Genomic DNA, 25,362 nt, shown 5'->3' on the forward strand with positions numbered 1-25,362 from the left:
ATCAGTCGGACTTGGCAGCGGGCGCGATCTTCGCGACCCACTCACGGGTCATGCCGGACCAGCGGGCCATGTCCGACGGGCCGATGCCCTTGGCGCGCCACTCGACGAAGAGGGCACGCAGCGCTGCGTCGTCGCGGTCGAAGGCGGCCTTCGAGCGCTCGCGCTTCTTGGCGGCCTGTCTGATCTCCGTCTCGGCGTCGGTCATGCAACCCATGTTGCCATGCGCGAACGCGATTCCGCTACGCGAGCGCGGTCATCACTCGCGTATTCACCCCGCGAACGGTATTCTCGTATCTGTGCGAACGGCAATCGAGCCACAGCACCCCCATGAGGGCTGTCCAGAACCAGTTGTAGACCCGAGAGACACCCCTCCTTGAGAAGAGATTTCCCGTGAGTAAAGAGGCCCTGATGTGGGTGATTGAGTCGGCGCCCGACGTGTCGCCGCACTGGATCCCGGTCCTTGTCGGGCTTGCTCGCCATGCCGACAGGGAAGGCCGCGGAGCCTGCCCTTCTCAGGAGCTTCTCGCCGAGTACGCCCGCAAGTCCGACCGGGCCGTTCGCAACGACCTGGCCGCACTGGAGAAGGCCGGCCTCATCCGCCCTGGCGACCCGGCGGTCGTTGCAAAGTTCCCGCCAGACCGGCGCCCCCTCGTATGGGACCTGGCCTGCGAAAGGAAGCGTGAGCTCAAGGCGACCGACTGGAAGCCCACTTCCGGTCGGTCGACCGGGCGGAAGCCCACTTCCGGTCGGTACACCGCCGGTAACACCTCGGAAAAGGCGCATACCCGCAGGTCAGAAGAGAACGACCGGAAGCACACTTCCACCCGGACCGACCGGAAGCACACTTCCACCCGGTCGGCAGATTCGGCGCAGCACGAAACCGCAGGTCAGGAAGGAACGACTGGAAGCACACTTCCACCGAATCTTTCTAACTACGTAAGTACGCAAGCAGGCAGCAGCCGAGTCCCCGAGTGGGCCAAGCCGCTGATCGACGCTCTCGGCGTCAAGGGCATCTCCGTCAGCTGGACCCGCCTAAGCAACTTTCAGTGGGTCGTCGTCCAGCAGCTCATGAAGAGCCACGGCATTCCGTACCTCGTCCACCTCGCCGGCCTCCGCTGGAACCCGCGCAACCCGATCAAGTTCGGGACTCTGCTGCTCGACGTCTGGCGCGAGTACGAGGCGCCCCCGGTTGGGTCGCCCTGGCACCCCGACGCTCAGGCGGCCCGTGCTGAACGGTCGGGCGCCCAACAGAAGCCGCCGTACTGCGGCGACCCGGACTGCGACGAGATCACCCGCCTCCGCCAGCACGAGGACGACAAGGGCCTGCGCTCGCTCTACCCCTGCCCGCAATGCCACCCAAGCCGTAAGGACCCTGCAGCGTGAACGACTACGACCAGCCAGACGAGTTCGAGCGGGTACCGCCCTTCGACCTCGAGGCCGAACAGGCCGTCCTTGGCAGCATGCTGCTGTCGCAGGGCGTCATCGACCGAATGATCGCAATGGTCGAGCCCGGTCAGTTCTACCGCCCCCCACACCAGACGATCTTTACCGCGATCACGGACCTGTACGGGCGCAGTCGCAACCCCAAGGTCGATCCCATCACCGTCGGCGAGGAACTGGCCCGCGCTGGCGAACTCAACAAGATCGGCGGCGGCAGCTACCTGCATCACCTCGTTGCCGCCGTCCCGTCCACCGCACACGCCGAGCGGTACGCCGAGATCGTTCGCGACATGGCCATGCTGCGCGCGGTCATCGAAACGTCCACCCGCGCCGCAGCCCGCGCCTACGCCCGACAGGACACGGCCGCCGAGATCCTCGACGATGCCATGGCCGAGTTCCAGGGCGCGGCAACCGGCGCATCGCCGCTCGAGGTAAAGCTCTCCGTCGCCGATCGGTGGGCTGCCTTCCTCGACGAACTCCAGGCCGGCAACGACCCGCGCGCCCTCGACACCCCGTGGATAGACCTCAACGACGTCATCGAGCTCAAGCCCGGCCAGCTGGTCACCGTGGGCGCCGCGACCGGCGGCGGCAAGTCCCTGCTCGGCATGAACCTCGCCGCCCACGTTGCCCTCACCCGCTGCCGGCCAGCGCTTGTCGCGTCGATGGAGATGGGCGGCTCCGAACTGATGGCCCGCCTCACCGCCGCCGAAGCTGGCGTCGACGTCGACAGGCTGGTCCGCCGCAGGCTCAGCGACCACGAGTGGGCCCGCGTCATCAAGGTCAACGACCGGATGCAGAACGCCCGCAACTTCATCCTCGACGACTCCCCGAACCTCACCCTGTCGAAGATCCGGGCCCGGCTCCGCTGGATGGCTGGCCACGGCCAAGCGGCCGCCATCCTCGTCGCCGACTACCTCCAGCTACTGACGCCCGAGGGCTCGAGCAGCGGCGTCAACCGGGCGCAGGAAGTCGCCACGATCAGCCGCGGCTTGAAGCTCATGGCGATGGAGTTCGAGATCCCCGTCATCGCGCTCGCCCAGTTCAACCGCGGCTCCGTCGGCAGGCAGCCCCTGGTCACCGACTTCAAGGACTCCTCGGCGATCGAGCAGGACTCCAACGTGATCATCCTCATGCACCGGCCGCTCGCCGAGGACGGCACCGACACGGGACCCCGCGCAGGCGAGATCGATCTCATCGTCGCCAAGAACCGCAACGGCGCCAACGGCCGCGTCATCCCGCTGATCTTCCAAGGCCACTACGGCCGACTTCAGAACTTCCGCCGCGACCACTGACAAGGAGAAACCCGTGATCACCTGGCCCGAACTCACCGCCGTCGAGCCCCGATTGCTCGACCTCGAGCAGGACGTCCGTGCTGAAGCCGAGAAGGCCGAGACCGACCCCATGTGGTCGTTCTCGATCTACTGGTCGCACACCCTGCGCCCCGCCATACGGCCGCTCGTCGGCTGGGACCGCGACACCGGCGCCCACCCCCGCCTCGAATCCGAGGAAGCCTGGCACGCCGCCATCAGCCACCTCATCGGCCTCCTCCCCGCAGGCGAAGGGGCGTGGGCAACGTGACGCGAGGAGGAGGCCGCAGCCGCGGCTACCGGGCGCAGGACTCCGAACTCCGCCCCGGCAAGGTCGTCGTGGCGTTCGGCGAGAAGACGACGATCTGCCCCGCCTGCCGCCAGCACAAGCACCACGCCTGCTGGGCCCACACCGCGGCCCTCGGCATCGGCGGGGAGCCCGGCTGCCCCTGCGGCTGCCACGTCCCGCTCGACGAGCCGCTGATGACCGACGAGGCCATCGACGACATGGCCGCCCACGGCACCCTCGCCGACCACGTCAAGTTCCAGAAGTCCTGGGCGCTCGGCTCCGGGGCCATCCACTTCGAAGACCCCTGCCGCCGCTGCGCCGCCATCGAGGCCGCGCGGACCGGCGCCCAGGGCGAGCTGCCCATGGGGGAGTCATGACCGATCTCAGCGCCGAGGACATTGCGGAACTTCGTAAGGACCCGGCCAGCTTCCGCGACTACCTCCGCCACATCACCGGCCGCACGGTGCAGGCCGAGCCCGCGCGCGCCCAGCTCACCGCCGTGCCCACGCCCGGCTATCGGATCGCTCACACCGGCGGTTGGCCGCTCGGTACCGCCGCATCCGGACCCACCCCACCGCCCGACGTGTGCACCTGCGCCAAGTGCGGCGGCAACCCCGCCAACCACCAGCACCAGGAAGGAAACGTCGCATGACCACGGTCCAGCCGTCCGATGTCCGCGAAGCACCCCACGACCTGTACGCCAACGGCCACCTCCTCCACGTCGGCGTCCCCGCCGAACAGGTGCGGATCAACGTCGGCAAGGCCCAGGTGAAGGGCTTCGACCTCGCGCAGGAGGCGGACGGCACGGTCTGCCTCCTCGGCCGACGCTTCGTCCCCCAGACCGCCACCCCCAACGCCCTGCCCCACCACCACCCGCAGCAAGGAGAGGTTGCATGACCACGAACGAGCCCCGCCCCGCCATGACGATGCGCCAGATCCGTGAGGGCCTCGGCCACATCGAGCCGGGACAGCCCGACCCGATCGTCCAGACGACCGGCTACACCGTCAGCTGCCTGCCCGAAGACCACGACGAGCGCTGGACGTACACCGTGCGCGTCTCCTACCGCGGCGACGGCCTGTGGTCCGTGCAGTGCCGCAGCCAGTACGTCGACGCCGACGGGAAGCGCTCGCCCGGCTTCTGCTGGAGTCGCGGCCCGCAGGAGCCGGCCACGCAGGCCGAGATGGACGACTTCGACGCCGAGCAGGCCGAGTGGCTGAAGGCGTACCGCTTCGACCACGTGACGGCGCTGCGGATCGCGAAGCAGCTGGCACCGACGCTGACGTACCGCGGGCGCACCGTCGCCGACGCACTCGCCGAGCCCGTCGCGTGACCCGCACGTTGAACCCCGACCTAAGTAGACGAAGCGTCAGCAAGGAGATTCGCATGACCAGCACACCCACCAACCAGCCCCTCGACCTCGACGAGACCACCGCGGTCCTCGCTGCCGCCGCCGAGATGGGCACCGGCATCGACGTGACCACCGGCCGGCAGCTGCTCGACGAAGTGCGGCGGCTGCGGGCGGCGATCGCCCGCGTGCTGGAGTTCGCCGCCAGCCTCGACGAGACCGGGCGTCAGATTGCCGGGCCGGACGCCAGGCATCCCGTCGCCGTGCACCTCCGCAGCCTGCTCGCGGCCGAGGAGGCGCCTGATGTCGCCCGCTGATGCCCGCCGTACCCGGGGTGCCCGCTGATGTCCGGCCCGTGGCTGCGGTATCCGGCCCGGAACATCCGGCAGACCCGCGTCTGCCCGTCGGGCGAGCAACGCTTCCCGACGGCCGAGTTGGCGCTGCGGTCGGTCCCGTCGGGCGCGCACATCAGCCTCGCCACCACCGTCTGCGACCGCTGCGACGGCGTGCATCTCGTCCGCCGGACCGCCGCATGACCATGCAGCGACTCCGCGGCGCCGGTAACGCCGCGGAGTCTCCGCCCAGCCTTCCATATCGAACCCTGGAGTTGACCATGACCACCGACCCGACGCCCGTCCGCATCCCGATCGGCCGCAACGTCACCTATGCCGTGCGCGGCATGCCCGAGGTGGCCAACGAGTACGGGCCCGGCTACCTCGTCCCGACAGAGATCTCGCTGACCTACCGGGCTACCGAGGACTCGCAGCTCGGCCGCTTCCACGCCTACGTCAAGGGCCACTGGCGCCGTGACGGCGAAGAGGTGTCGGCGGGCGAGAAACTGCCCGGCCAGCACTACTACGGCGACCCGTCCACCTGGCCCGCGTGGCTGGCCGAGGAGGCGCGGCTGCACGACCCGGACGCCGTGCTGCCGCCGCCCGCCGACCGGGCCGCCGTCCTGCTGGAGGCCGCCGACGCGGTGGCCAAGTTGCGCGAGAAGACCGACATCAACGTCGCCGAGTACCAGCGCTACGACTTCCGGCAGCGCTGCGCGCTCGGTGACGCCGAGGGCCTGCTGCGCCGTCTGGCCGCCGCGCCCGCCGCCGTGCAGACCGAGGAGGCCGAGGCGTGACGGGCTCGTGGGCGGCCTCAGTCGCGCCTGGATCGGCCCGAGAAGACCTGCGCGGCCCCGAGAGCGGCCCTGTGCGCCCGTCTGACGGCCGAATGCCGCGAGAACGTCCCGCACGAGCCTGACGCCCCTGAGAGGCGCTCACAGCCACGGAGAGGCCCTGCGCCCGTCTGAGCCCCGCAACCGCCCCCGACCCGCCCGAGCCCCACACCCGCCACCCGCGCCCGCCACACGGGCACACAGCACCCGAGAAGAGGCACGCATGACCGACCTTGCCGAACTGTTCGACCCGGACGACCTAGCCGCCGCCGCCGACGCCGGATACGTCACCCGCAAGACGCACCCGACGCTGCCTTTGTCGATCTACACCTACACGCGGTCTGCGCAGTACGACCGCGTCTGGACTCCGGTCACCACCCGCTGCCGAGGCTTGATCGCCGACGACAAGACCGGCGAGATCGTGGCCTGGCCGTTCCCGAAGTTCTTCAACGTCGGCGAGCACGCCCTCGGCCACGACTACGCGCAACCCCTGCCCGACGGCGAACCGTTCACCGTCTACGACAAGGTCGACGGGTCTCTCGGCATTGTGTTCTGGTACGACGGTCGCTGGCGGGTGGCATCGAAAGGCTCCTTCGCTAGCGAGCAGGCACAGTGGGCGCAGGCCTGGATTGACAGTCGGCCCACGGGATACCTCGTCCCCGGCAACACCTACCTCGCCGAGATCGTCTACCCGGGTAACCGGATCGTCGTCGACTACGGCCAGCGACAAGACCTCGTCCTCCTCGCCGCCTACAACGCAGAAGGCCGTGAGTGGAAACTGGACTTCGTTGCCGACGACTGGGTGGACATCGGATCCGTGGTGCGGACGTGGCCCGCCCCGCCGCTCGACGAGCTTCTGAAACTCACCGAGGCCAACCAACTGCCAGACGGCCAGCAGACGTCCGGAATGCGCGCGGAGGGCTTTGTCATCCGCTACGCCTCCGGCCTGCGCGCCAAGGCGAAGTTCGCCGAATACGTTCGCCTCCACAAGGTGCTGACCGGGATCACTGAGCGGGACATCTGGCGCTACCTCGGCATGCAGAAGTTCGCCGACGCGCAGCCGAAGACGGTCGCGAAGGCCCTCGGCTGCCCAGTCACTGAGATCACGGCGCTGGCGGGCGCGACCCACGGGCCGCTCGACAGCCTGCTGGAGCAGGTACCCGACGAGTTCGACGCCTGGGTCCGCAGCGTGGCCGCCCGCCTTGAGCGGGATGCCGACGCCGTGGAGACGATCGCAGCCCACGAGTACCGGCGCATCGCCGGCCTCGGCGCGGACCGTGGCAAGTTCGCACGTGCCGCACAGCAGATCGGCAACCCGGCCATCCGCTCCGCGATGTTCCTGTACCTGGACGGCAAGCCGGTCGGCCTGCACCTATGGCGGTCCGTCAAGCCGGAGGCGTCTGCCCCGTTCGTCGCCGACGAGGAGGCGTGATGACCGCCCGCTGGACGACCCACGCCCTCCCCGGTACGGCCTTCGACCCCGAACCCGACGACGGCGACGACGGGCCGCACTGCCCGTACCCCGCACGAGGAGACGCCCGATGACCGCCCCGACTCCGCCCCGCCTGCGGGTCACCGCATGGACGTTCACCGTCCTCCGCCGCTGCTACCCCGGCGAGAAGCCCTGGGACGTCCTCCAGCGCGCCGTCCGCATGCTCGCCGACGCCGACGGCCACCTCACCACCGACGGCCACATCAAAACCGGACGGCCCACCAGGAGGCAGCCGTGACGCCGATGCCGCCCGACCCGTGCGACACCGCCACCCCCGACCCGGGCCCCGTACCCCCACACGGCTGGTGGGACCTACGCGGACAAGTCGACTGGCCCGTATACCGCGACATCACCGACGTTCGCATAGCGCTGGAGGAGGTGCTGTGACCCCGCTGACCGACGTCGAGGCCGAAGTGCTGCGCCGCGCCGCGAACGGCCAGACCTACGCCGCGATCGCCCACGAGCTGGGCTACCAGGAGAAGAGCGTCTCGAAGATGGCGCTCCGCCTGGCACGCAAGCTCGACGCCCGCAACATCGCCCACGCCGTCCTCCTCGCCTGCCGTGCCGGGATCCTCGACGGCCGGCCCCGCAGCCAACGCCACGGCGACCACGGCGGCTACACCCAGCACCAGAAACGCGGCGAAGACGCCTGCCAGGCCTGCAAGGCGGGGGAGCGGGACTACCAGGTCGAGAGACGCAAGCGCAGGCAGAAGACCGCAGACAGCAGCGAGACAACCTTGGAGACCGCCGCATGACCGACCGCTACGAGCAGCTCTCCGACCGGGCCCGCTGGTACCTCAACAACTTCGACGAGATCGACCTCGCCGACATCTGCGCCAGCCAAGAAGCCTCCAACCGGGCGCGAGAGGAGACCATCGAACGCGTGCGAACCGTGGCCGGCAGCCTGTCCGCGATGGGAGGCATCGTGGAGCGAACCGCCGCGATCGCCATCCACCACGCCCTCGGCGAGTCCGCGCCCGCCCACGACACCGGGCCCAGCGTGCAAGAAGCTGCCGCCGACGACCGGCGCTACTGGGACGTCGAGCGGGAGGGCCAGTGATGGCCGCCGGTCTCTGCCCCACTGGCAAATTCCGCTACCGGGATCGCATCGGCGCGCTCTTCGCCCTCACCGGCATCGACAACGCCGACCCCAAACGCCGCGAGAAACGCACCTACCGCTGCCCCGCCTGCCGCGGATGGCATCTCACCAGCCAGATCAAACGCCAGACCAAACGCCGAGCCGGACGGTGAAGCACCAGAAGGGCCCGCACCCAACCCGGGTGCGGGCCCTTCGTCGTGTCCGGCCTACGCGGCCTCCTCCACCTCCGGCGGCCTCTTCCCGTTCAGCACTTGCCGCACCCACCCCTCCGACAGCCCGAGCTGCGCCGCCAGTTCCGGCACCGTCACCCCACGCCGGTACGCGCCACGCAACGCCGTGTTCCGCCGCAACTGCACCCGCTCCCGCGCCGCCGGACCAGCCACCGTCCGATGCAGCACCACCGCCAGCCGCAGCAGCAGCCAGCCGGCCATGCCATTCCACGTGCGTTGCACGTCGTCCCCCTCGCGTCGATGCACCACCCCGCGCACAGGCCACCGTCAGGGGAGCGCGGGCGGGCCGCAAGGGCGCGAACAGCAACGCGCCGCCCGTGCAACACGGGCGGCGCGTGTGAGGCGGGAGAGGCGGTCAGGCGCGGGCGGCCTCGATCTCCCCAACGGCGGCCTTGACGACGTCTATTGGGTCACCGACGGCGGATAGATCGAACCACTCGCCGCGAATGCGGTGGGCGGCAAAGTGGATGTGCAGGTCGCGCTCGTAATCCCCGACGGCGGACCACAGCAGATGGAGGGCCATCGGCTGGCCTGTCTGGAGCTCCTTCAGTCGGCGCATCGGGTCCTTCGCGATACCGATCTTCACCAGGTGCGTGCCGTCTGCCCCGATCAGGTAGGTGTGCGACTTGGCACTAGGCACCTTCTGCTTAGGTGGCGGGGGAGGAGCGTCAACGGGGCGGGGCTGCTCCGGCGCCGGCTCTACGTCGCCCGGATATGGAATGCCCTCGCGGGCGTAGGCCCGCCTCCGGGTTTCCTCGGTCATCGGCTTGCGGACCTTAGACCAGTCGGTCCGCGCCCAGAGCCACTGCTCCTGGAACCACCAGGCTGGTCGATCGAGCGTGTCCTTGAATTCAGGTACGACTTCCAGATGGGTCAACGCACTTCCCTCCGCCTATTCGGGTACTCGGCTGTACTTGGCGATCGTCGCCTGATTCGTCGATGGGTCCTCAAGCCGCAATTCCCATGGCCCGGTGTTGATGTCGAACTCCTTGCCGAAGCCGACCCACTTGCCGGCCATGCGGCGGCCCGTCGGCTCGATGAGCATCTGAATGGCGCCGTAGTAGCGGGCCCCGCGGTAGTAGCCGTCGGCAGCGGTCTGTTCCACCCAGGTGCCTGTCACGACGTTGTTGTCCACGGTCAGGTCAATCGTGAGAGGCGAATCCGGGTTCAGGGACGCGCCAGGCAAGGAGCGGACGCTTATCCGATTCCCGTGCTGAAGCAGCACGACGAAGTGCTTGCCAACAAAGACCTGGTCGCCGCGCCCGCTGGAGACGTACTCATACTGCGACAGCCACACGCCGGAGTAGTTGCCGCGAGGAGATGCGGCAGCGGTTGGGCCAGGCGACGGAGCGGCAATTCCGTCGGGGGACAGGTGGACGTCATGACCGCCAGCCCCGTCGTCCGTAACGCGCGACATGGCCGGCGAGGCGAAACCGAGTGAGTCGATCGGCATGCCAGTGACGGCTTCAAGGGCGCGGGCGTAGCGAGGGCTTGGCACGGAAATTGCCCCGGACTCCCATCGCTGGACGAGCCGCTTGCTGGGCTCGATTGGAAGCTTGGCCTGCTCGCCGGCTTCCCGGAGCGCTCTGGCGAAGTCGTCCTGGCTGAGCATCATGGAGATGCGCACTGTTCGGAGGATGGTGTTCGGGTTTGTCATGCATCCACGGTAGCCGGATGCCGCCGCAATGTCGCCCGAGATGTCGTCGCGGGGCGGGCTGCCTCACTGTCACCGTGTAGGCATGAGAGATCACCGACCATGCGGCGTGCCCGGTCCGCCTTCCCGCTTCAGGGGGCGCGGCGGCAGTTCGTCTGTCTCCCGGATCAGCCAACGCAGGAACGCGTTGATGTGTTCATTCATGGTGGAGTCCACCGCGGCGACGGCAGCCCGGGCTTGCTCGTACAGCTCGGGGTCCGGGCGGTACGTGCGGGCTCTCTTGAGGTGGATTCCGGCTGGCATGGAGGAATCTTCCCACAGTGGATTGCCACGGTCTAGGGAAGGCGCTACGTTAGTGGAGTGCCACTCGGGATCGCTCCACCGGTCCGGATGGGACAGCTGTGTCGCTCCACCGACACCCACAAACGAAAACGGCCCCAGCCGAGGGACTCCACTCCCTGGCCAGGGCCTGACCAATCAGGATCTGTGAAGGGACCCCTGAATGGCTACGCAAGAGCTTACCGGTGCGTCGAGCGTCGACCACCCCGCGACCAACGTCGCCACGTTCCCAGCGATCGCGCCGGGTCACCACCTCGCCCCCGTGGCGATCGGCGCTCCCGGCCCCGAGCAGAAGATCGTGTTCGTCGAATGCGCCGACTGGTGCCAGACGAATCACGTCGCCGGGTGGGTCCACTTCATCGAGGACGTCGACCACACCGGTGAAGAGTTCGCGGTCCACGTCCCCTCGTTCCTCAACGAGGGCAAGCCGGCCTACACGCTGAGCGTGACCGTCGGTAGTGACTCGATGTCCACCGACCCGCAGATGCGTGAGGCTCACGTCATCATCGGCGACGCGGGCAGTGTCGACGCCTACCTCACGCCTGACATGGCGTCCGTGGTGGCTGACGACCTGCGCAAGCTGGCCGCGAAGGTCGACGAGGCCGCCCGCACCGCCCGCCTGCACAACCAGCACGCCGAGGCGGTGTCGGCATGAGCACCGCAGCCGAGACGCCGCAGCAGCCGGAGATGTCGGACGCGGACCGTCGAGCCCACGAGCTCGCCTCCTACGTCCGCCGGACGGAGCCGACGCCGGACCTTCCGCCGCTTCCCCGTGACACCGCCGCTCGCCGTCGTGCGCTCGCGGTCCGGGGGTGGTGACGGTGGCTGAGCACGAGAAGACGAAGGACGCGCTTCCGCAGCGGCCTCGCGGCGGGCATCCGGGCTTCGTCCTCTGCCTGGACGACGCCGGGCACGAGCTCCTGTCGAAGAAGGTCGCCGAGGTCAACCGGCGCTCCGAGAACCGGCCCCGCTAGCCCCTAGACCACCGCGAGTGGCGGGGAAGTTCCGAATCCCCCGCGGCCTCCGCCGCTCGCGGTGTCCAACCCCGCATCACCCCCACCTCTTTCACCCCTAAGGAACCCCCATGTCTATTCAGGACCGTGCCCGTCTGATCGACCAGTTCATTGCCGCGGATGAGGAGACGCGCCGTCTGATCCTCGACCAGGCCGCGGGCGTCGACGCCGTCACCCAGCTGGGCCCGCGGCTCGTCGACGAACTGCGCGGGCTGCGACTGCCCGTCGCCGCCTAACCCCGCACCACCCCAACCCCAACCCGAGAGGAGCCCGCATGGGCAGCAAGAAGGATCTGACCAGCCCGGCCGCCGTCGCGAAGAGCCAGAAGGTCTACGACGGCATCAAGTCCGGCCAGGTCAAGGACGCCGGTAAGGCGCTCGACAAGGCGCACGGCCGGAAGGGCTGACCGCCGTGGCCGAGGCCCGTATCACCCGCATCCAGACGGGCGCCGAGGCCGCCGCCGGGCGGCCGGGCCGCGTCCACAACCAGACCATGGCCGACCTGAACGCCCGCATCGACGCCGCCGAAGCCCGCACCCGGCAGCAGACCGCCGAGACGCAGGCCGGCATCGACAAGTCCCGGGCCAACGTCGCCCACCTCAAGGCCACCGGCCGCTTCCCCAACTAGCCGATCACCGCACCGCCAACCCGAGAGGAGCCCGTCATGGGCCTGTTCAGCAAGTCCCCCAAGGAGAAGGCCGCGATCGCCGACATGAAGGCCGCGGACAAGGCGCTCAACGACAACAGCAGCCGCGAGTTCAAGTCCGGCATCCGGCACGAGACGCCGGAGTACCAGCGGCTGAACGCTGCCGCGAACGAGGCCGCGGCGAAGGTGTCGTTCTGGCACGGCGGGACCCGGAAGGGCCGCTGATGGCCGCCGGCTGCCCGCAGTGCGAGGCGCACGCGAAGATCCACAAGAACGCGCTCGGCCTGGCGAATGAGCCGGACTGCCCCGGATGTGAGGCGCACCTGAAGTTGCACGGCAACGACGGCTGCGCGGGCGCGTTCCTCATCGCCCTCGTCACCACGTCCGTCGCCGCACTGCTCGGCGGCCGGATCCTCCGCCGCTAGTCCAACCGATCCGAGAGGAGCCCGCATGCACGCCTATCTGATCACCGCGAAGCCTGGCCGGCTGCATCGTGCCGTCGTCTGGGCGGGCCGGTGGGCGCTGCGGGCCCTCGCCGTGACCGTGATGGTCGCGCTCGGCGCCGTCGTGTTTAGCGTCCGCTGCGCCCGGCCGGTCATCAACTACCTGGCCACCCGGGCCGCCTGGCTGGAGCTGTGGGCGGCGTCGGTGACCGGGATCGGCCCGGTCGGGGCCGCGCTCGGCGCCGGGCTGACCGACGAGTTCCGCACCGAATTCCACAAGGCGCGCACCGGCGCGCCCGCCTGAGAGGAGTCCCGTCGTGGGCCTGTTCAGTCCGAAGTATCCGAAGTCCGACACTCCCGCTCCCGCCGCCCGTAGCGGCCTGACCGACGATCAACTGCGCGGTCGTGCCATGCATGAAGGCGGCGTCCTGGACAAGGGCAGCAAGACCGCCGTGATCCGCGTCGACGAGTGGGATAAGCACGCCCGCATCACCACGCAGCGGTACGTGAAGCGCTCCGACGGCACGTGGGTGGAGGACTAATGCCGCTGACGTTCCGCAAGAGCTTCCGGATCCTGCCCGGGGTCCGCCTCAACATCAACCGGCGTTCCTGGTCGGTGACGTTGGGCGGCCGGGGAGGACCGCACCACACGGTCTCGTCCACCGGACGCCGCACCACCTCGATGGATCTGCCCGGCCCCTTCGGCTGGCGATCCACCCGTTCCCGCCGTAGCCGCTAGAACCCCCGAGAGGATATCGATCACCGTGAGCAGCTGGTTCGAAGAGCGCCGCGCCGACAAGGCTGCGGACGCCGTACAGCGGCGCGAGGACCGCGCGTTCGAGTCCAAGCTGCGCCGCGAGGAAGCCCGCGAGGCGAAGAAGGAGCGCCGAGAGGAGAAGGCGCAGGAGCGCCGCGACAAGACTGCCCGCCGTCAGGCCCGCACCGCTCGCCGGGAGAAGACCCTCACAGCGGGCAACGTGTACCGCCGAGGCACGTTGGCCCTGGTCGCCGCTTCGGCGCTGGCATCGCTGCCAGCGCAGGTCATGCACTTCGCGTCGATCAGCCTGATGCTGCTGCCGCTGCCGTTCGCCCTGGAAGGCGCGGCCTGGGTGATGAACGCTGGTGTCGCCTACGCCGACGAGCGGAAGCTGCCGACCTGGGTGCGGTGGCTGCTGAGGGCCTTCGCGATGGGCGCGGCCGGGTACGCCGCCCACATCAACTACGCCTACGGCGCCGAGACGAACGCCTCGGTGGCGTGGGGGCTGGCCGGGGTGACCGTGATGGGCCCGCTGGTCTTCGAGATCCGCCAGTGGGTGAGCACCCTGTCCGCGGCCGCGGTCGACCCGAAGAAGCGGGCCGAGGAGAAGGCGCAGGCGGCCCACGAGAAGCAGCGCAGGCGTCACCACAAGACTGTCGCGGAGATCGCTGACCGTCTCGTCTCCGCAGCCCCCTACGGCTCCCTGAAGTTCGAGGACGCGTGGGCGCAGGCGTGGGCCATCGTGCACGGCACCGACAAGCCCGGCATGACCCCCCGCTTCCACGCCTACGCCGTCCGCTCGGCGTCCGCTCTCGATGCCGCGCTGGAGCCGGCGCCGCTGGATGAGAAGACGATCCGGCAGCGGATCCTCGACCACCTTCGTCGTCCGGCGAAGGCCTCCGGGCGGCCGGTTCGCTACGTGCTGCCGACACCTCCCGCGACGGCACTCGGAGTGACGAAGAAGCCGCAGGTCGTTACCGATCTCCCCCCCGCTTCCACGACGTCATCGGAGAAGCCCAAGAAGGCGGGTCGCAGGCAGCCCCCGCCGCACCGCCGGACCAAGGGCGACAGCGTCCCGTTCCACCCGATCGTCACGCCCCTGGCCTCCGACACCGCCCGCCAGCACATGGCCGTCAACGGCCACCACCACTGAGGAACGTCATGAGCCTCGACCAGCACCCCGACTTCCCCGCCGACTGGGACCTGTCCAAGGTGATCCCGGGCGAGCTCGAAGTCCCCGACGACCTGTCCGACGAGGACATCCCGCCCGGCATCGTCGTCCCCTACGAGCCGCGCCTGCCCATGGTGCGCAAGACCGGCGGGGCCGCCATGGTCGTCGCCGCGAACACGGCCCGCTTCACCGGGCTGTCGGTGCGCTACTTCGGCATCGGCTTCAAGGCGGTCACGTTCCTCGGCTGGCGGTACGTGCGCGCCCACGACCTCCAGGAGGTCATCGGCGGCATGCAGAAGGCCAGCGACTGGAACAAGGTCGACATCGTCCGCAAGAAGCGGTGGAAGATCCTCGGCTGGGCGGCCGGCACCGCCGCCGGCCTCAACCTGGCTGGCTGGTGGGCGCTCGTGAAGTTCGCGGGCATGACCGCCCTCGACTACTCGTGGGCCATCCCGCCCGCCACCACCGCGGCCATCGGTGCGGCACTCGTCGCCTTCTACGGCCGCTACCGGGACCAGCGGCCCGACATCGCCCCGCAGCAGATGATCGCCGACCAGGACAACCCCGAGTCCGACGAGCCGTTCCCGCTCGCCGTGTGCACGTCGCCGGGCATGGTCGAGGACTGCGTGTCCCGCGCGCTCGCCTGGGAGGGCATCGACACCCGGCAGATCCGGGCGCTCGCCTTCACCGGCAAGTTCTGGGAGATCGACATCATCCTCAAGGGCGCCACCCCCGGCAAGGTCAACGCCGTCGCCGACCAGCTCGACGCCCACTTCAACATCAAGCACGGCGGCACCCTCATCGACCCCGACCCGCAGCAGACCGCGCACATCGTGCTCCGCCTCGTCACCGGCAACCCGTTCGACGACATGCCCAAGCCGGCTGTGCACGCCCCCAACAGCCTGGACATCGCCGACCAGCACAACTTCGGCCGCTGCATGGACGGTTCCACGCTCGACCTCGTCCTCGAAGGGCAGCGGATCATCGTGATCGGCGTCTCCGGATCGGCGAAGTCCACCGGCGTGCTCCGCGATCTGGCCGAGGTCATCACCGCCTGCCACAACGCGATCGCCCTCGACATGGACCCGATCAAGGACGGGCTGCGCGAGTTCGAAGGCGTGATGGCCGTCCCGCCGATCCGCGGCAACAGGGCCTGCGAGGAGTGGCTCGACTACCTGGTGAAGATGGCAAGCGGCCGCAACGTCGTCCGTAACCGTCTGGGCATGGGCGACACCTGGGTCGCCACCAAGAAGCATCCCGCGATCTTCGCGCTGGTCGACGAGTTCATCTTCCTCAGCCAGCCGGCGAAGGAGAAGTTCATCGAACTCCTACGCATCGGCAAGCAGTCCGGGATCTACGTGGTCGCCGCCGGCCAGGACGCCACCTCGGACGCCATGGGCGACGCGATCGCCGACACGTTCACGCTGAAGGTCATGCTCGCCTCCCGCTGGGACGACATCCGCCTCGTCTTCGGGCAGGGCGCCGCCGCGAAGGGCTACCGGCCCGACCGGCTCGTTCCCGCCCAGAACAAGCAGATCAAGAACGATGCCGGCCAGTCCTACATCAAGGGCCCCGGCCTCGACCGGCCGCTGCTGTACGGGTGGAACGAGCACGGCCACTCGGCGATCAAGCAGGCCGTCGAAGCCCGCAAGCAGGCCGGGCGTCCGTGGTTCGACGAGGACACGCTCAAGGCTGCCGGGCTGATGCATCTCGCCGGCGGGGGAGCGGATCAGAAGCTGATCACCGGGGACCGGCAGATCGTCGTCGACGCGCTGGAGGTCATGGCCGATGCCGGCGTCGAGCGGATCCGGCCCGAGCCCCTCGCGGAGGCGCTCGCCGAGCTGAACCCGGACCTGTACGGCGACCTCACGGCGGCCGTGCTGCGCAAGCTGCTGCGGGACGTCGGCGTCGGTGCGCCGGTACCGATCGGCGACATCGACGGGCTGACGAACCCGCGCGGCTACAAGCTCGAAGCGCTGACCGCTTTGACCTAGAAAGTCCACTGCTCGCGCGGTGCTCGGCACTGCTCGACCGCAGGTCACAGCCGCTCGACCAGGTGCTCGGCCAACTGCTCGCCGAAATTCCGAGCACCCCGCGAGCAGTACCCCGAGCGGCTGTGACCAGCAGCGGAGCACCCGCGAGCAGTACCCGAGCACTTCGCAAACCACAACAAACCGATCACCGCCCGAGGAGTCCCGATCATGCCCGCGAAGCGCACGCCGGCCCGCCGCACCGCCCCCGCGCGACGCCGAAAGCCCGCCACCCGCACCACCGCCCGCAAGCACCCCGCCCGCCGCGTCAAGATCCCCCGCAAGGGCCCGATCCACGCCCGCGCCGCCAGCTGGCTCGTCCTGCGCGTCGTCGTCCCCATGGTCGACACCCGCAGCGACGTCGTCCGCTCCCGCAAGGACGCCGCCATCCTCCGCGCCACCCACCAGGGCTGCCCCACATGCAAGGGCAACGGCCAGATCTTCACCAAAGGCAAAGACGGCTCCTTCACCGGCTCCAAGCCCTGCCCCGCCAAGCCCACCAAGCAGAAGGTGTCCAAGCTGGCCGTCTGGAAGTCATCCCGGTTCGGCGCCGACAAGAACACCGGGCTCGTCGGCTGCTCCTGCCCCTGCGGCTGGAAGCAGAAGCCCCGCTACCGCGACGCGAAGGAAGCCACCAAAGCTCTCCGCGCGCACGAGAAGACCAAGCACGGCGGCAAGAGCGTCGGCGGCACCTGGTACGCGCAGACCGCCGCGGCAGCAGCCGCACCCGCCCCGCAACAGGCCACCCCGTCGAAGGTCGTCGCCAACTCCGGCAAGACCGACGCCCAGTGGGTCAAGCAGAACAAAGGCATGCCAGTCGCCAAGGCCATCGCCGCAGGCAAGTGCTGGAAATGCTCCGGCGACGGCAAGCTCCATGCCGTCTTCGGCAACGAACAACTCCTCGTCGTCTGCCCCGAATGCCGCGGCAAGGGCGCCGCACCCAAGGCCGCCTGATCCACCCCTCGAAAGGAACCCGACCCGTGTACGACCTGCCCGAGCCGCCCGCCACGACCGGGCAGGCCGCCAACCCGCTCACCGACGCCGTCATCCGTGCCGCCGTCGACAACGCCATCCACGAAGCCCGCCGCACCGGCACCAGCCCGCAGGCCGTCATCGGCAGCACGCCGCCCGTCGTCCAAACCGACGGCGGCAGACCACCCATGAGCCAGCAAGCCACCGACGCCAGCGCCCTCATGCTGTCCGGAGGAGTCGCATCCGTCCTCGTCGGCGGCGCCGCATCCCTCGTCATGATCGCATCCGGGCATGCCGACCCCACCGTGTGCGGCATCGTCTTCGGCGCCCCCGCCGCAACCTTCCTCGCCGCCAGCCGGCTACTGAAGCGCGCCAAGCAGGCCATGCCGGACACGCATCACCACCACTACAACGGCCCCGTCCAGCAGGACACGCGCATCACCCAGACCCGGGCCGTCTGGTCCAAGACCATCAACAAACACTGACCCGCCGCACGCGAGCTCACGGGCCCCGGCTTCGGCCGGGGCTCTGCCATGTCGTCGCGTTGTCAACCTCATACGGCACACTTAACTCAGCGTCACCGCTTCCCCGTACCGCCGCCGAGGAGCCGCCGTGCACGACCAGCCCGCCGACATCGAATACGAGTGGCCTACCTGCGGCTGCGGCCGGCAACTCCGCCACGACGAACTCGACCGCACCGCCTGCCGCCTCTGCCAGGAACGCGCCGATCAGGCGCTGCGGCAACTCCCCGGCCCCGACGGCCTGTACGCGCAGCTCGCCACCCGGCTGATGCCCGGCCGCGGCGGGGACAGCATCGTCGTCTCCGCCTCCCGCACCGCACCCCTGCCGCTCCGGTTGGAGCCGCTGAACCTGATGGCGCGCGGGGGAGTCGTCACCGTCCTGCAGACGTGGCAGATCGACTGGCACGAGCACTTCGGCTGGACGCATCCCCGCTGGAACGGCGGCCTGCAGCAGCAGCTGGATGAGGTCGTCCGCGCGTTGCGGAACAACCTCGAAGGGGCGGCATCCACGCATCCCGCATTCGCCGAGTTCGTCACCGAGACCACCAGCCTGGTCCGGCAGTGCGAGAGGCAGATCACCGGCGAACGCAAGGAACGGCCCATCGCCGTCGCCTGCCCCTGCGGCGCCACACTCCGCGTCACCGTCTCCACGCCAGGCGCCCGATGCTACGGATGCGGCACCCAGTACGCGCGCGAGGAAGTACTCGGCCTGCCATTGGCCCAACGCGCCGCCGCGTAATCACCCAATCACCCAACGAATCAGCGCTTGCGCAGGTCACTGCCCATATGTCACAGTGCCCACATCCGGATACTCGTGTGTCCGCAGTTCTTCTAGCCCCCAGCTTCCGGCCGGGGGCTTTCTGCATGCACGGGGGTGCGCGTGAACGTCACCGATCTGTACCCCGAAGACCTCGTCTACGAGCACCAGGCCGTCGAAGCAACCGGCATACCCGGCCAGGTCATACGGCAGTGGGCAAGGCGCGGCAAGGTACGCCGATTCGAAGGCAGGCCCGGCGAATACTCCGGCCAAGGCCACGAGTACAAGACGCTGTACGCACTGCCCGACGTACAGGCCAGGGCCGCCACATACCGGCCCATGCCACAGCGTGCACCCAAGGCTGCGTGAGGAGACCCCATGCCACGCTGCCCTGCCACCGACACGCTCACTGTGGATGGTGAGCAGCTCGAACTGCGGTGCGTGCGCTGGAGCGATGACCCTGACGGCCGGCATGTGGGTGACCACCTGGTGCACACCCCACCTGCCATGGGTGATGACCACACCTGGCTCAACGAGGAGCCTCTGCCTGTGGAGTAGGGCCTAGTAGGTAGCTGCCTGGTAGGGCATGGCCTAGTGGTAGTGCACCAGGGGACCAGGGTGTAGGGCCTACTGCCCTACTGCATGCTGGCCTGGGGCTGGGGTGGTAGGGCATGGCATGGCCTGGGCGTGGAGGTAGCCGTGGCCTACAGCAAAGGACGCGCAGGCACTGCATGGTGGAACGTTCAGGCCCGGGTCTATGCGGAGGAGACGCACTGCTGGCTGTGCCGTCGGTGGGTTGATCAGTCTCTCGACGGTCAGACGCATCCGATGGGCCGGACCGTCGACCACGTGCTGGAGCTTTGGCAGGGCGGGGATCCCCTCGACCGGGCGAACTGCCGGCTGGCGCATCGGCGGTGCAACACGGCGAAGTCGAACCGGGCACGGGCCAAGGTGAAGGTGCGACCGAGTCATTCGATCGACGCTGCAAGCCTCTGACCTGCGGAAACGCGTGCGCGTGGGTGGGAATGTCCGTTTTTTTCCATGATCCTTCTTTGACCCCGCCCACACCTGAAAGTCCTCTCCCCCCCGCGATAAAAATCTCAGCGGTGATCATGGAGGGTGCAGATTTCATGGGCAGTCTCGGTGACCGCGGCCAGCGCCTGTGGGACGAGATGACGGCTGGCGGCCAACTCCCGCCCGCGCACCTGGTGCTGCTGGAGGAGGCCTGCCGGATCGCGGACCGCCTGGACGTCATGGATGCGATCATCCGGCGCTGGTCTGAGCCGTCCGATGAGGACGAGGGCGGATCCGGGGATATCACGGGGCTCTTCGCGGAGTCCCGGCAACAGGCGACTGCTCTTAAGGGCATTGTCGCTGAGATTCGCCAGGTTCAGAAGGCTTCCGGGGCGGCTTTGTCGGCTCCGGCGAAGAAGGTGAGGGGTTCTGGTGTCGCGGACCTCTCGCAGAAGATCGCTGAAAGGCGACGCAAGGCCCAGGGTTGAGTGCGCCCCGCCGTTCGCCTATTCGTTGGGCGAGGAGGCGGTGGAGCTCGCCAAGTGCGCCGGCCTGGTCCTGGATCCGTGGCAGGCGGATTCGATCCGGCTGATGCTCAGCGTGCGCGAGGACGGTAAGTGGGCGTGCTTCGAGTACGGGGAGATCGTGGCCCGGCAGAACGGTAAGGGCGCGATCCTCGAAGCGCGGGCGCTGGCGGGCCTGTTCCTGCTGGATGAGCGGCTGATCATGTGGTCGGCGCATGAGTACAAGACGGCGATGGAGGGCTTCCGCCGGTTCAAGGCGCTGCTGAAGCAGTTGGGTGAGCCGCTGTCGGAGAACTTGATTGACGTCGACGGCGTCCAGATCAAGGTCATCAATACCAACGGCGAGGAGTCGTTTGAGCGGCTCGACACCGGCGCGCGCGTGAAGTTCATTGCCCGGTCGAAGGGTTCGGGCCGCGGCTTCTCCGGCGACTGCAACATCATCGACGAGGCGTTCGCGTACACGCTGCTGCAGCAGGACGCGCTGATGCCGACGATGTCGGCCCGGCCGAATCCGCAGATCGTCTACACCTCGAGTCCGCCGCTGGACGGCGATGACGGCTCGGGTGAGGTGATGTTCGCGCTGCACGAGCGGGCGAAGGCGGGCGGCGACGACTCGTTCGGCTGGCGGGACTGGGGTGTCGAGGGCGACCTTGACCACCTGGACCAGATCGACCTCGACGACCGGCAGTTGTGGGCGGCGTCGAATCCGGCGCTGGGCTACCGGCTGTCGGAGGAGGCGGTGCTGCGGGAGCGCCGGTCGATGGGTGATGCCGGTTTCGCGCGGGAGCGGCTCGGGGTGTGGCCGCGGAAGTCGCAGGGCAACGCGGTCATCGACCCTGCGGTGTGGGTGAAGTTGGCGGATCCGGGTTCGGAGCGGGATCGCGAGCATGGGGTGGCGATCGGCATCGACATCAGCCCGCTGCGGGATTACGCGGCGGTGCAGGTGTACGGGCTGCGGGCGGACGGTCTGGGGCACACGCAGCTGGCGGATTACCGGCCGGGAACGAAGTGGCTGATCCCGCGGCTGAAGGAGCTGCGGGAAGCCCTGGATCCGATCTCGATTGCGATGGGGCGTGGCACGTTCGCGTTCCTGGAGACCGCGCTGGACGCCGCGGACTTCCACCGGCCGGAGGATCCTGAGTCGCCGGAGCGTGGCGATCTGGCGGTGACGAACTCGGTGGACATGGCCGCGGCTGCCGGCCAGTTGCTGGAGGCGGTGCGCGAGGAGAACTTCCGCGTGGTGCCGAACCGGCATCTGGACGTGGCGGTCGCGTCGGCGAAGACGAAGCAGACGGGCGAGACGATCGCGTGGACGGTCAAGGGCGTCGACGGCGACATCAGCCCGCTGGTGGCGATGACGCTGGCCCGCTGGTCCTACGAGACCCGGTCCCACCTGCTTCAGGGCAGCCAATACGACGTTCTGGCGTCGGTGTTCTAGGGGGCGTGATGGATTTCGGCAGGTGGTTCCGCCGCGCCCCGAAGCGGCAGGTGTCGGACGATGGCGGGCCGGTTCTCGTGGGTGATGTGTGGATGGATGCCCGCGGCCGGCCGGCGAGCAGTTGGCGGGCTACGGCGCGCGCGACGTGGGGGCGGCGGCTCGGCCTCGCGACGCGCGGTTTCCGGCAGGTGGGAGCGTGGCTTGTCGGGGTCGAGTCTCGTGGCGCAGTGGAGAAGCGCTCGATCAGCTCTGTGCCGTGGGGGAACGGTGGCGGCAATGTCGGGGGGGCTGTCAGCGTCGATAGGGCGTTGCGTCTTGCTCCCGTGTATGCCGCCGGGCGGCTTCTGGCGTCGAACCTTGCGGCGGCGCCGCTGCGCCAGTTCCGGGAGACCGGCGATGGCGTGCAGACGTTGCCGCTCAGCTCGCTGTTTGCGAGCCCCTCGTCGCAGGGCAACCTGAACGACTGGATCTGGCGGGCCGTGCTGAGCATGGTCTACCGGGGCAACGCCGTCGGATACATCACGGCCCGGGACTACTTGGGCTATCCGACGATGGTCGAGTGGCTGCCGATGGACTGGGTGCAGGTTCTCGACTCGATGCCGTCTGGTGAGGGCTCGTTCGTCAATCCGATCTGGTTCGTCCTCGGCAACCGCGTCGACCCCACGGACCTGGTGCACATTCCCTGGTTCACGCTGCCGGGAAAGATCCTGGGCTTGTCGCCGATCGGTGCGTTCGCGTCGATGGCGTCGACGAACCTGGCGGCGCAGGAGTACATGGAGGCGTGGCACGCCACCGGTGGTGTTCCGCCTGGAACCTTCAAGAACACGACGCAGACGGTGGATCAGGCGGACGCCGCGGTCATCAAGACGCGTCTGACGGAGGCGATCAGGACCCGGCAGCCGATCGTTTATGGCAAGGACTGGGACTACAGCCCGATCACTGTGCCCGCCTATGAGGCGCAGTTCATCTCCACGCTGAAGCTCGGGGCGACGCAGCTTGCGGCGATCTACGGGGTGCCGCCGGAGCTGATCGGCGGTGAGACCGGCGGGTCGATGTCGTACAGCTCGCCTGCGCAGCGGGAGATCGAGCTGATTCAGCTCACGCTGCTGCCGTGGATGAGCAAGCTGGAGTCGCACCTGTCGATGCTCACTCCGCGCGGGCAGTGCGTCAGCTTCGACGCGGACAAGCTGATCCGGTTGGATCCGCTGACCCGTTGGACGATCTACGAGAAGCAGCGGCTCATCGGTGGGGCGAACATCGACGAGATCCGCAACAGGGAGAACTTGCCGCCGGTGCCCGGCGGTAAGGGTCAGGACTACACGCCGCTGCCGATCCAGGCTGGGGAGCAGGTCTCGACGCCGACGGTCCGCAGTGACCCCGATGACGACGCCCGTCTGCGGCTGATCCGGGGAAGTGAACAGAACCATGGGTGACCACAACACCGCCACGCCAACCGCCACAGGAGGCAGCACCGTGGATATCGAGCGCCGGTACACCTCCGGCGATACAGGCAAGGCCGAACTGCGCGCCGACAACGGCGAGAAGCGCATCGGCGGCTATGCCGCCCAGTTCAACCGGCAGTCGAAGAACCTCGGCGGCTTCATCGAGGTCGTCGACCCGATCGCCTTCAACCAGTCCCGCGGCGACGGCTGGCCGGACGTCATCGCCCGCTACAACCACGACGACATGGCTCTGCTCGGCACCACCGCGGCCGGCACGCTGCGCATGAGCCTGGACCAGTACGGCCTCTCGTATGACGTTGTGCCACCGAAGGCGATGGCGCACGTGGTGGAGCTCGTCGAGCGCGGCGACGTCCGCAAGTCCAGCTTCGCGTTCCGCACGATCAGCGACGACTGGTCGACGACTGACCAGGGCTACCCGCTGAGGCGCCTCACCGGCGTCCAGCTCGTCGACGTCGCCCCGGTCAACAACCCGGCCTACAACGACACCAGTGCCGGACTCCGGTCGCTCGCCAACAAGTTCGACGCCGACTTCGAAGAGGTCCGCTCGATGGCGAAGGCCGACGAACTGCGCAAGTTCTTCGTCCGCACGGACGGGCCGCAGCCGAAGAAGGCCGCCAGGCGCGGCATGTTCGGCCCGGCCGCCGCCGCGGCGCTCCTGGCCCGGCGCGAAGACCCCTACGTCTGAGCCCTTCCGGCAGCGCAGGCACTGCATCACCAAGACCCCCTTGTGGGGGCGGCACGACAGTCCTGGACCGCGTAACCGCACCGCCACGGCGCCGACTTGGGAAGTCCCGGTCGGCGTCCGCTATGGGTGCGGCGAAGCACACAACGGATCGCGTGTGACACGGAGAGGGATCAGCGGACCGCCGGTTGCGTAAAGGCGCCGGCCGCGGCACCCCACGGGGTGCGGGACCGCGCGGGCTCCCGATTGAGATCGAATTCGATCGGACGGGAGTCCACCAATGTCTGACATGGTTCAGAGGCTGCGGGAGCGGCGCGCCAACGTCTGGGAGCAGATGAAGGCGCTGGCCGACAAGGCGGCCGAGGAGAACAGGGCGTTCGCTGCGGAGGAGCAGGGCAGCTGGGACGCGATGACGGACGAGCTGGACAAGCTCGACACGCGCATCAAGTCCGCGATCGACACCGCGCAGCGCGCCAAGGACGCCGACGACGCCTTCAACCGTCTGTCCGGTGGCAGCCAGGGCAGCCAGGGCGGCGGCCAGCGCGGCACCGGCCCGCAGCCCCAGGAGGGCCAGCAGGCCTCCGAGCTGCGGAACTGGATGCGCGGCGAGGGCCCGCGCTTCTTCGAGGTCAAGCCGTCGGGTCCGCTCGACGTCCGTAGCCTCGTCAAGGGCACGGCGACGGCGGGCGGCAACACCGTGCCCACCTCGTTCTACGACCGGCTGGTCGCGCACCTGATCCAGACCAGCGCGATCCTGCAGTCCGGGGCGACGATCCTCAACACCGACTCCGGTGAGACGATCCAGATCCCGAAGACGACCGCGCACTCGACTGCGTCGATCGTCACCGAGGGGAACACGATCGGGACCTCCGAGCCGACGTTCGGCCAGGTCCCGCTCAACGCGTTCAAGTACGGCGCGCTGATCCAGGTCTCCCGCGAGCTCCTGGACGACACGGGCGTCGACCTCGAGGGCTACCTCGCCATGCAGGCCGGCAGGGCGCTCGGCAATGCGTTCGGCGCGCACGCGATCACCGGCACCGGTACCGGCCAGCCCCGGGGTGTCGTCACCGACGCCACGACCGGCGTCACCGGTGGCACGGGCGTGACCGGCGCGTTCAGCTCGGACAACCTCATCGACCTGTTCTTCTCCGTCATCGCCCCGTACCGGCGTTCGGATGCCGCGGTGTGGATGATGGCGGACGGCTCGATCGCCAACGCCCGCAAGCTCAAGGACACGACCGGTCAGTACATCTGGCAGCCGGGTCTGCAGGCGGGCGTCCCGGACACCATCCTCGGCAAGCCGGTCCTGACCGAGCCCAACATGGCGGCCCTCGCCCTCAGCGCGAAGTCCGTCCTGTTCGGCGACATGTCGCAGTACTTCGTGCGACTGGCGGGCGGTATCCGCTTCGAGCGGTCCGACGACTACGCGTTCAACTCCGACCTGGTGACCTTCCGGGCGCTGATGCGCGCGGACGGCGCCCTCGTCGACCTCACGGGGGCCGTCAAGGTCTTCGCTGGTGGGGCCTCGTAACCCGCCATCTCTCCGGCCGGAGGCGGCATTGGTTGCCTCC

Annotated in this window: 44 protein-coding genes; 39 read left to right on the forward strand and 5 right to left on the reverse strand. The window is 68.9% G+C overall.

Annotated features, from left to right (window positions below; translation table 11 throughout):
• Position 1 precedes the first annotated feature (1 nt).
• Positions 2-205: a hypothetical protein gene (locus tag ACIBN2_RS08870; RefSeq protein ID WP_399133524.1), complete on the reverse strand. Its 204-nt coding sequence runs from the start codon at positions 203-205 to the stop codon at positions 2-4.
• A gap of 185 nt (positions 206-390) precedes the next feature.
• Between ACIBN2_RS08870 and ACIBN2_RS08875 the strand changes: the two genes are divergently transcribed.
• The 16 genes from ACIBN2_RS08875 (at position 391) to ACIBN2_RS08950 (ending at position 8,290) form a co-directional block, all read left to right on the forward strand.
• Positions 391-1,383 carry a helix-turn-helix domain-containing protein gene (locus tag ACIBN2_RS08875; protein ID WP_399133525.1) on the forward strand — a complete coding sequence of 331 codons (993 nt, stop codon included), beginning with the start codon at positions 391-393 and terminating at the stop codon, positions 1,381-1,383.
• The gene (locus ACIBN2_RS08880) at positions 1,380-2,732 is read left to right on the forward strand and encodes a replicative DNA helicase (RefSeq protein ID WP_399133526.1); all 1,353 of its coding nucleotides are present in this window, start codon (positions 1,380-1,382) and stop codon (positions 2,730-2,732) included. The genes ACIBN2_RS08875 and ACIBN2_RS08880 overlap by 4 nt, the downstream gene beginning before the upstream one ends.
• Before the next feature lie 13 nt (positions 2,733-2,745).
• Complete coding sequence (locus ACIBN2_RS08885; protein WP_399133527.1) at positions 2,746-3,018, forward strand: hypothetical protein; 273 nt, start codon at positions 2,746-2,748, stop codon at positions 3,016-3,018.
• Entirely contained in the window at positions 3,015-3,413 is a 399-nt protein-coding gene (locus ACIBN2_RS08890; protein WP_399133528.1) for a hypothetical protein, read from the forward strand. Before ACIBN2_RS08885 ends, ACIBN2_RS08890 begins: the two co-directional genes overlap by 4 nt.
• Entirely contained in the window at positions 3,410-3,688 is a 279-nt protein-coding gene (locus ACIBN2_RS08895; protein WP_399133529.1) for a hypothetical protein, read from the forward strand. The genes ACIBN2_RS08890 and ACIBN2_RS08895 overlap by 4 nt, the downstream gene beginning before the upstream one ends.
• Positions 3,685-3,933: a hypothetical protein gene (locus ACIBN2_RS08900; RefSeq protein ID WP_399133530.1), complete on the forward strand. Its 249-nt coding sequence runs from the start codon at positions 3,685-3,687 to the stop codon at positions 3,931-3,933. The genes ACIBN2_RS08895 and ACIBN2_RS08900 overlap by 4 nt, the downstream gene beginning before the upstream one ends.
• On the forward strand, positions 3,930-4,367 hold the full coding sequence (locus tag ACIBN2_RS08905; protein ID WP_399133531.1) for a hypothetical protein: 438 nt from the start codon (positions 3,930-3,932) through the stop codon (positions 4,365-4,367). Before ACIBN2_RS08900 ends, ACIBN2_RS08905 begins: the two co-directional genes overlap by 4 nt.
• 53 nt (positions 4,368-4,420) lie before the next feature.
• The gene (locus tag ACIBN2_RS08910; RefSeq protein ID WP_399133532.1) at positions 4,421-4,699 is read left to right on the forward strand and encodes a hypothetical protein; all 279 of its coding nucleotides are present in this window, start codon (positions 4,421-4,423) and stop codon (positions 4,697-4,699) included.
• Positions 4,700-4,726: 27 nt separating this feature from the next.
• Positions 4,727-4,918: a hypothetical protein gene (locus tag ACIBN2_RS08915; protein WP_399133534.1), complete on the forward strand. Its 192-nt coding sequence runs from the start codon at positions 4,727-4,729 to the stop codon at positions 4,916-4,918.
• A gap of 77 nt (positions 4,919-4,995) precedes the next feature.
• On the forward strand, positions 4,996-5,511 hold the full coding sequence (locus ACIBN2_RS08920) for a hypothetical protein (RefSeq protein WP_399133535.1): 516 nt from the start codon (positions 4,996-4,998) through the stop codon (positions 5,509-5,511).
• 259 nt (positions 5,512-5,770) lie between these two features.
• Entirely contained in the window at positions 5,771-6,979 is a 1,209-nt protein-coding gene (locus ACIBN2_RS08925; protein ID WP_399133536.1) for a T4 RnlA family RNA ligase, read from the forward strand.
• 109 nt (positions 6,980-7,088) lie between these two features.
• Positions 7,089-7,277, forward strand: a complete 189-nt coding sequence (locus ACIBN2_RS08930; RefSeq protein ID WP_399133537.1) for a hypothetical protein — start codon at positions 7,089-7,091, stop codon at positions 7,275-7,277.
• Positions 7,274-7,426 (forward strand): hypothetical protein, encoded by a 153-nt coding sequence (locus tag ACIBN2_RS08935; RefSeq protein ID WP_399133538.1) that lies wholly within the window; start codon positions 7,274-7,276, stop codon positions 7,424-7,426. Before ACIBN2_RS08930 ends, ACIBN2_RS08935 begins: the two co-directional genes overlap by 4 nt.
• On the forward strand, positions 7,423-7,794 hold the full coding sequence (locus ACIBN2_RS08940; RefSeq protein ID WP_399133539.1) for a response regulator transcription factor: 372 nt from the start codon (positions 7,423-7,425) through the stop codon (positions 7,792-7,794). The genes ACIBN2_RS08935 and ACIBN2_RS08940 overlap by 4 nt, the downstream gene beginning before the upstream one ends.
• The gene (locus ACIBN2_RS08945; protein WP_399133540.1) at positions 7,791-8,099 is read left to right on the forward strand and encodes a hypothetical protein; all 309 of its coding nucleotides are present in this window, start codon (positions 7,791-7,793) and stop codon (positions 8,097-8,099) included. Before ACIBN2_RS08940 ends, ACIBN2_RS08945 begins: the two co-directional genes overlap by 4 nt.
• The gene (locus ACIBN2_RS08950) at positions 8,099-8,290 is read left to right on the forward strand and encodes a hypothetical protein (RefSeq protein ID WP_399133541.1); all 192 of its coding nucleotides are present in this window, start codon (positions 8,099-8,101) and stop codon (positions 8,288-8,290) included. The genes ACIBN2_RS08945 and ACIBN2_RS08950 overlap by 1 nt, the downstream gene beginning before the upstream one ends.
• A gap of 54 nt (positions 8,291-8,344) precedes the next feature.
• On the opposite strand, the gene ACIBN2_RS08955 is transcribed toward ACIBN2_RS08950, so the two are convergent.
• From ACIBN2_RS08955 to ACIBN2_RS08970, 4 genes are all read right to left on the reverse strand, one after another.
• Positions 8,345-8,590 (reverse strand): hypothetical protein, encoded by a 246-nt coding sequence (locus ACIBN2_RS08955; RefSeq protein WP_399133542.1) that lies wholly within the window; start codon positions 8,588-8,590, stop codon positions 8,345-8,347.
• Between the two features lie 133 nt (positions 8,591-8,723).
• A complete protein-coding gene (locus ACIBN2_RS08960; RefSeq protein ID WP_399133543.1) occupies positions 8,724-9,245 on the reverse strand; it encodes a GIY-YIG nuclease family protein in 522 nt (173 codons plus the stop codon).
• Positions 9,246-9,260: 15 nt separating this feature from the next.
• Positions 9,261-10,025: a helix-turn-helix domain-containing protein gene (locus ACIBN2_RS08965; protein ID WP_399133544.1), complete on the reverse strand. Its 765-nt coding sequence runs from the start codon at positions 10,023-10,025 to the stop codon at positions 9,261-9,263.
• Between the two features lie 90 nt (positions 10,026-10,115).
• A complete protein-coding gene (locus ACIBN2_RS08970; protein WP_399133545.1) occupies positions 10,116-10,325 on the reverse strand; it encodes a hypothetical protein in 210 nt (69 codons plus the stop codon).
• A 199-nt stretch (positions 10,326-10,524) separates the two neighbouring features.
• Between ACIBN2_RS08970 and ACIBN2_RS08975 the strand changes: the two genes are divergently transcribed.
• From ACIBN2_RS08975 to ACIBN2_RS09085, 23 genes are all read left to right on the forward strand, one after another.
• Positions 10,525-11,016, forward strand: coding sequence for a DUF6907 domain-containing protein (locus tag ACIBN2_RS08975; RefSeq protein WP_399133546.1), 492 nt, complete (start codon positions 10,525-10,527; stop codon positions 11,014-11,016).
• Complete coding sequence (locus tag ACIBN2_RS08980) at positions 11,013-11,180, forward strand: hypothetical protein (RefSeq protein ID WP_399133547.1); 168 nt, start codon at positions 11,013-11,015, stop codon at positions 11,178-11,180. The genes ACIBN2_RS08975 and ACIBN2_RS08980 overlap by 4 nt, the downstream gene beginning before the upstream one ends.
• Before the next feature lie 2 nt (positions 11,181-11,182).
• Positions 11,183-11,335, forward strand: coding sequence for a hypothetical protein (locus tag ACIBN2_RS08985; RefSeq protein WP_399133548.1), 153 nt, complete (start codon positions 11,183-11,185; stop codon positions 11,333-11,335).
• Between the two features lie 110 nt (positions 11,336-11,445).
• Positions 11,446-11,610: a hypothetical protein gene (locus tag ACIBN2_RS08990; RefSeq protein ID WP_370266359.1), complete on the forward strand. Its 165-nt coding sequence runs from the start codon at positions 11,446-11,448 to the stop codon at positions 11,608-11,610.
• Between the two features lie 38 nt (positions 11,611-11,648).
• Positions 11,649-11,780 carry a hypothetical protein gene (locus ACIBN2_RS08995; RefSeq protein ID WP_399133549.1) on the forward strand — a complete coding sequence of 44 codons (132 nt, stop codon included), beginning with the start codon at positions 11,649-11,651 and terminating at the stop codon, positions 11,778-11,780.
• A gap of 5 nt (positions 11,781-11,785) precedes the next feature.
• A complete protein-coding gene (locus ACIBN2_RS09000) occupies positions 11,786-12,001 on the forward strand; it encodes a hypothetical protein (RefSeq protein ID WP_399133551.1) in 216 nt (71 codons plus the stop codon).
• Positions 12,002-12,037: 36 nt separating this feature from the next.
• A complete protein-coding gene (locus ACIBN2_RS09005) occupies positions 12,038-12,244 on the forward strand; it encodes a hypothetical protein (protein ID WP_399133552.1) in 207 nt (68 codons plus the stop codon).
• Entirely contained in the window at positions 12,244-12,444 is a 201-nt protein-coding gene (locus ACIBN2_RS09010) for a hypothetical protein (RefSeq protein WP_399133553.1), read from the forward strand. Before ACIBN2_RS09005 ends, ACIBN2_RS09010 begins: the two co-directional genes overlap by 1 nt.
• A gap of 25 nt (positions 12,445-12,469) precedes the next feature.
• Complete coding sequence (locus ACIBN2_RS09015; protein ID WP_399133554.1) at positions 12,470-12,766, forward strand: hypothetical protein; 297 nt, start codon at positions 12,470-12,472, stop codon at positions 12,764-12,766.
• Positions 12,767-12,779: 13 nt separating this feature from the next.
• Positions 12,780-13,004: a hypothetical protein gene (locus ACIBN2_RS09020; RefSeq protein ID WP_399133555.1), complete on the forward strand. Its 225-nt coding sequence runs from the start codon at positions 12,780-12,782 to the stop codon at positions 13,002-13,004.
• Positions 13,004-13,201, forward strand: coding sequence for a DUF4236 domain-containing protein (locus ACIBN2_RS09025; RefSeq protein WP_399133556.1), 198 nt, complete (start codon positions 13,004-13,006; stop codon positions 13,199-13,201). The genes ACIBN2_RS09020 and ACIBN2_RS09025 overlap by 1 nt, the downstream gene beginning before the upstream one ends.
• Positions 13,202-13,226: 25 nt before the next feature.
• Entirely contained in the window at positions 13,227-14,372 is a 1,146-nt protein-coding gene (locus ACIBN2_RS09030; protein WP_399133557.1) for a hypothetical protein, read from the forward strand.
• A gap of 8 nt (positions 14,373-14,380) precedes the next feature.
• Positions 14,381-16,384: a hypothetical protein gene (locus ACIBN2_RS09035; RefSeq protein ID WP_399133558.1), complete on the forward strand. Its 2,004-nt coding sequence runs from the start codon at positions 14,381-14,383 to the stop codon at positions 16,382-16,384.
• Positions 16,385-16,591: 207 nt separating this feature from the next.
• Complete coding sequence (locus ACIBN2_RS09040) at positions 16,592-17,374, forward strand: hypothetical protein (protein WP_399133559.1); 783 nt, start codon at positions 16,592-16,594, stop codon at positions 17,372-17,374.
• A 26-nt stretch (positions 17,375-17,400) separates the two neighbouring features.
• On the forward strand, positions 17,401-17,877 hold the full coding sequence (locus ACIBN2_RS09045) for a hypothetical protein (RefSeq protein WP_399133560.1): 477 nt from the start codon (positions 17,401-17,403) through the stop codon (positions 17,875-17,877).
• Positions 17,878-18,004: 127 nt separating this feature from the next.
• Positions 18,005-18,652 (forward strand): hypothetical protein, encoded by a 648-nt coding sequence (locus ACIBN2_RS09050; protein ID WP_399133561.1) that lies wholly within the window; start codon positions 18,005-18,007, stop codon positions 18,650-18,652.
• A gap of 141 nt (positions 18,653-18,793) precedes the next feature.
• Positions 18,794-19,039 carry a hypothetical protein gene (locus tag ACIBN2_RS09055; protein ID WP_399133562.1) on the forward strand — a complete coding sequence of 82 codons (246 nt, stop codon included), beginning with the start codon at positions 18,794-18,796 and terminating at the stop codon, positions 19,037-19,039.
• A 330-nt stretch (positions 19,040-19,369) separates the two neighbouring features.
• The gene (locus ACIBN2_RS09060) at positions 19,370-19,666 is read left to right on the forward strand and encodes an HNH endonuclease (RefSeq protein ID WP_399133563.1); all 297 of its coding nucleotides are present in this window, start codon (positions 19,370-19,372) and stop codon (positions 19,664-19,666) included.
• Between the two features lie 110 nt (positions 19,667-19,776).
• Entirely contained in the window at positions 19,777-20,172 is a 396-nt protein-coding gene (locus tag ACIBN2_RS09065; RefSeq protein WP_399133564.1) for a hypothetical protein, read from the forward strand.
• A 40-nt stretch (positions 20,173-20,212) separates the two neighbouring features.
• The gene (locus tag ACIBN2_RS09070; RefSeq protein WP_399133565.1) at positions 20,213-21,646 is read left to right on the forward strand and encodes a hypothetical protein; all 1,434 of its coding nucleotides are present in this window, start codon (positions 20,213-20,215) and stop codon (positions 21,644-21,646) included.
• A gap of 8 nt (positions 21,647-21,654) precedes the next feature.
• Positions 21,655-23,079: a phage portal protein gene (locus ACIBN2_RS09075; RefSeq protein ID WP_399133966.1), complete on the forward strand. Its 1,425-nt coding sequence runs from the start codon at positions 21,655-21,657 to the stop codon at positions 23,077-23,079.
• Between the two features lie 40 nt (positions 23,080-23,119).
• Complete coding sequence (locus ACIBN2_RS09080; RefSeq protein ID WP_399133566.1) at positions 23,120-23,794, forward strand: HK97 family phage prohead protease; 675 nt, start codon at positions 23,120-23,122, stop codon at positions 23,792-23,794.
• A 277-nt stretch (positions 23,795-24,071) separates the two neighbouring features.
• Positions 24,072-25,322, forward strand: coding sequence for a phage major capsid protein (locus ACIBN2_RS09085; protein ID WP_399133567.1), 1,251 nt, complete (start codon positions 24,072-24,074; stop codon positions 25,320-25,322).
• Positions 25,323-25,362: the final 40 nt, after the last annotated feature.

The sequence above is a fragment of the Streptomyces sp. NPDC050534 genome (assembly GCF_044457745.1).
GTDB lineage: Bacteria > Actinomycetota > Actinomycetes > Streptomycetales > Streptomycetaceae > Streptomyces.

Coding starts and splice junctions, on each gene's coding strand:
- ACIBN2_RS08950 (WP_399133541.1), top strand. CDS start 8,099: ATGGCCGCCGGTCTCTGCCCCACTGGCAAATTCCGCTACCGGGATCGC.
- ACIBN2_RS08870 (WP_399133524.1), bottom strand. CDS start 205: ATGACCGACGCCGAGACGGAGATCAGACAGGCCGCCAAGAAGCGCGAG.
- ACIBN2_RS08905 (WP_399133531.1), top strand. CDS start 3,930: ATGACCACGAACGAGCCCCGCCCCGCCATGACGATGCGCCAGATCCGT.
- ACIBN2_RS08925 (WP_399133536.1), top strand. CDS start 5,771: ATGACCGACCTTGCCGAACTGTTCGACCCGGACGACCTAGCCGCCGCC.
- ACIBN2_RS08990 (WP_370266359.1), top strand. CDS start 11,446: ATGTCTATTCAGGACCGTGCCCGTCTGATCGACCAGTTCATTGCCGCG.
- ACIBN2_RS09075 (WP_399133966.1), top strand. CDS start 21,655: ATGGATTTCGGCAGGTGGTTCCGCCGCGCCCCGAAGCGGCAGGTGTCG.
- ACIBN2_RS08975 (WP_399133546.1), top strand. CDS start 10,525: ATGGCTACGCAAGAGCTTACCGGTGCGTCGAGCGTCGACCACCCCGCG.
- ACIBN2_RS09040 (WP_399133559.1), top strand. CDS start 16,592: ATGCCCGCGAAGCGCACGCCGGCCCGCCGCACCGCCCCCGCGCGACGC.
- ACIBN2_RS08970 (WP_399133545.1), bottom strand. CDS start 10,325: ATGCCAGCCGGAATCCACCTCAAGAGAGCCCGCACGTACCGCCCGGAC.
- ACIBN2_RS09025 (WP_399133556.1), top strand. CDS start 13,004: ATGCCGCTGACGTTCCGCAAGAGCTTCCGGATCCTGCCCGGGGTCCGC.
- ACIBN2_RS08915 (WP_399133534.1), top strand. CDS start 4,727: ATGTCCGGCCCGTGGCTGCGGTATCCGGCCCGGAACATCCGGCAGACC.
- ACIBN2_RS08910 (WP_399133532.1), top strand. CDS start 4,421: ATGACCAGCACACCCACCAACCAGCCCCTCGACCTCGACGAGACCACC.
- ACIBN2_RS08900 (WP_399133530.1), top strand. CDS start 3,685: ATGACCACGGTCCAGCCGTCCGATGTCCGCGAAGCACCCCACGACCTG.
- ACIBN2_RS09085 (WP_399133567.1), top strand. CDS start 24,072: ATGTCTGACATGGTTCAGAGGCTGCGGGAGCGGCGCGCCAACGTCTGG.
- ACIBN2_RS08965 (WP_399133544.1), bottom strand. CDS start 10,025: ATGACAAACCCGAACACCATCCTCCGAACAGTGCGCATCTCCATGATG.
- ACIBN2_RS09015 (WP_399133554.1), top strand. CDS start 12,470: ATGCACGCCTATCTGATCACCGCGAAGCCTGGCCGGCTGCATCGTGCC.
- ACIBN2_RS08945 (WP_399133540.1), top strand. CDS start 7,791: ATGACCGACCGCTACGAGCAGCTCTCCGACCGGGCCCGCTGGTACCTC.
- ACIBN2_RS08980 (WP_399133547.1), top strand. CDS start 11,013: ATGAGCACCGCAGCCGAGACGCCGCAGCAGCCGGAGATGTCGGACGCG.
- ACIBN2_RS08895 (WP_399133529.1), top strand. CDS start 3,410: ATGACCGATCTCAGCGCCGAGGACATTGCGGAACTTCGTAAGGACCCG.
- ACIBN2_RS08930 (WP_399133537.1), top strand. CDS start 7,089: ATGACCGCCCCGACTCCGCCCCGCCTGCGGGTCACCGCATGGACGTTC.
- ACIBN2_RS09035 (WP_399133558.1), top strand. CDS start 14,381: ATGAGCCTCGACCAGCACCCCGACTTCCCCGCCGACTGGGACCTGTCC.
- ACIBN2_RS08920 (WP_399133535.1), top strand. CDS start 4,996: ATGACCACCGACCCGACGCCCGTCCGCATCCCGATCGGCCGCAACGTC.
- ACIBN2_RS09005 (WP_399133552.1), top strand. CDS start 12,038: ATGGGCCTGTTCAGCAAGTCCCCCAAGGAGAAGGCCGCGATCGCCGAC.
- ACIBN2_RS08995 (WP_399133549.1), top strand. CDS start 11,649: ATGGGCAGCAAGAAGGATCTGACCAGCCCGGCCGCCGTCGCGAAGAGC.
- ACIBN2_RS09010 (WP_399133553.1), top strand. CDS start 12,244: ATGGCCGCCGGCTGCCCGCAGTGCGAGGCGCACGCGAAGATCCACAAG.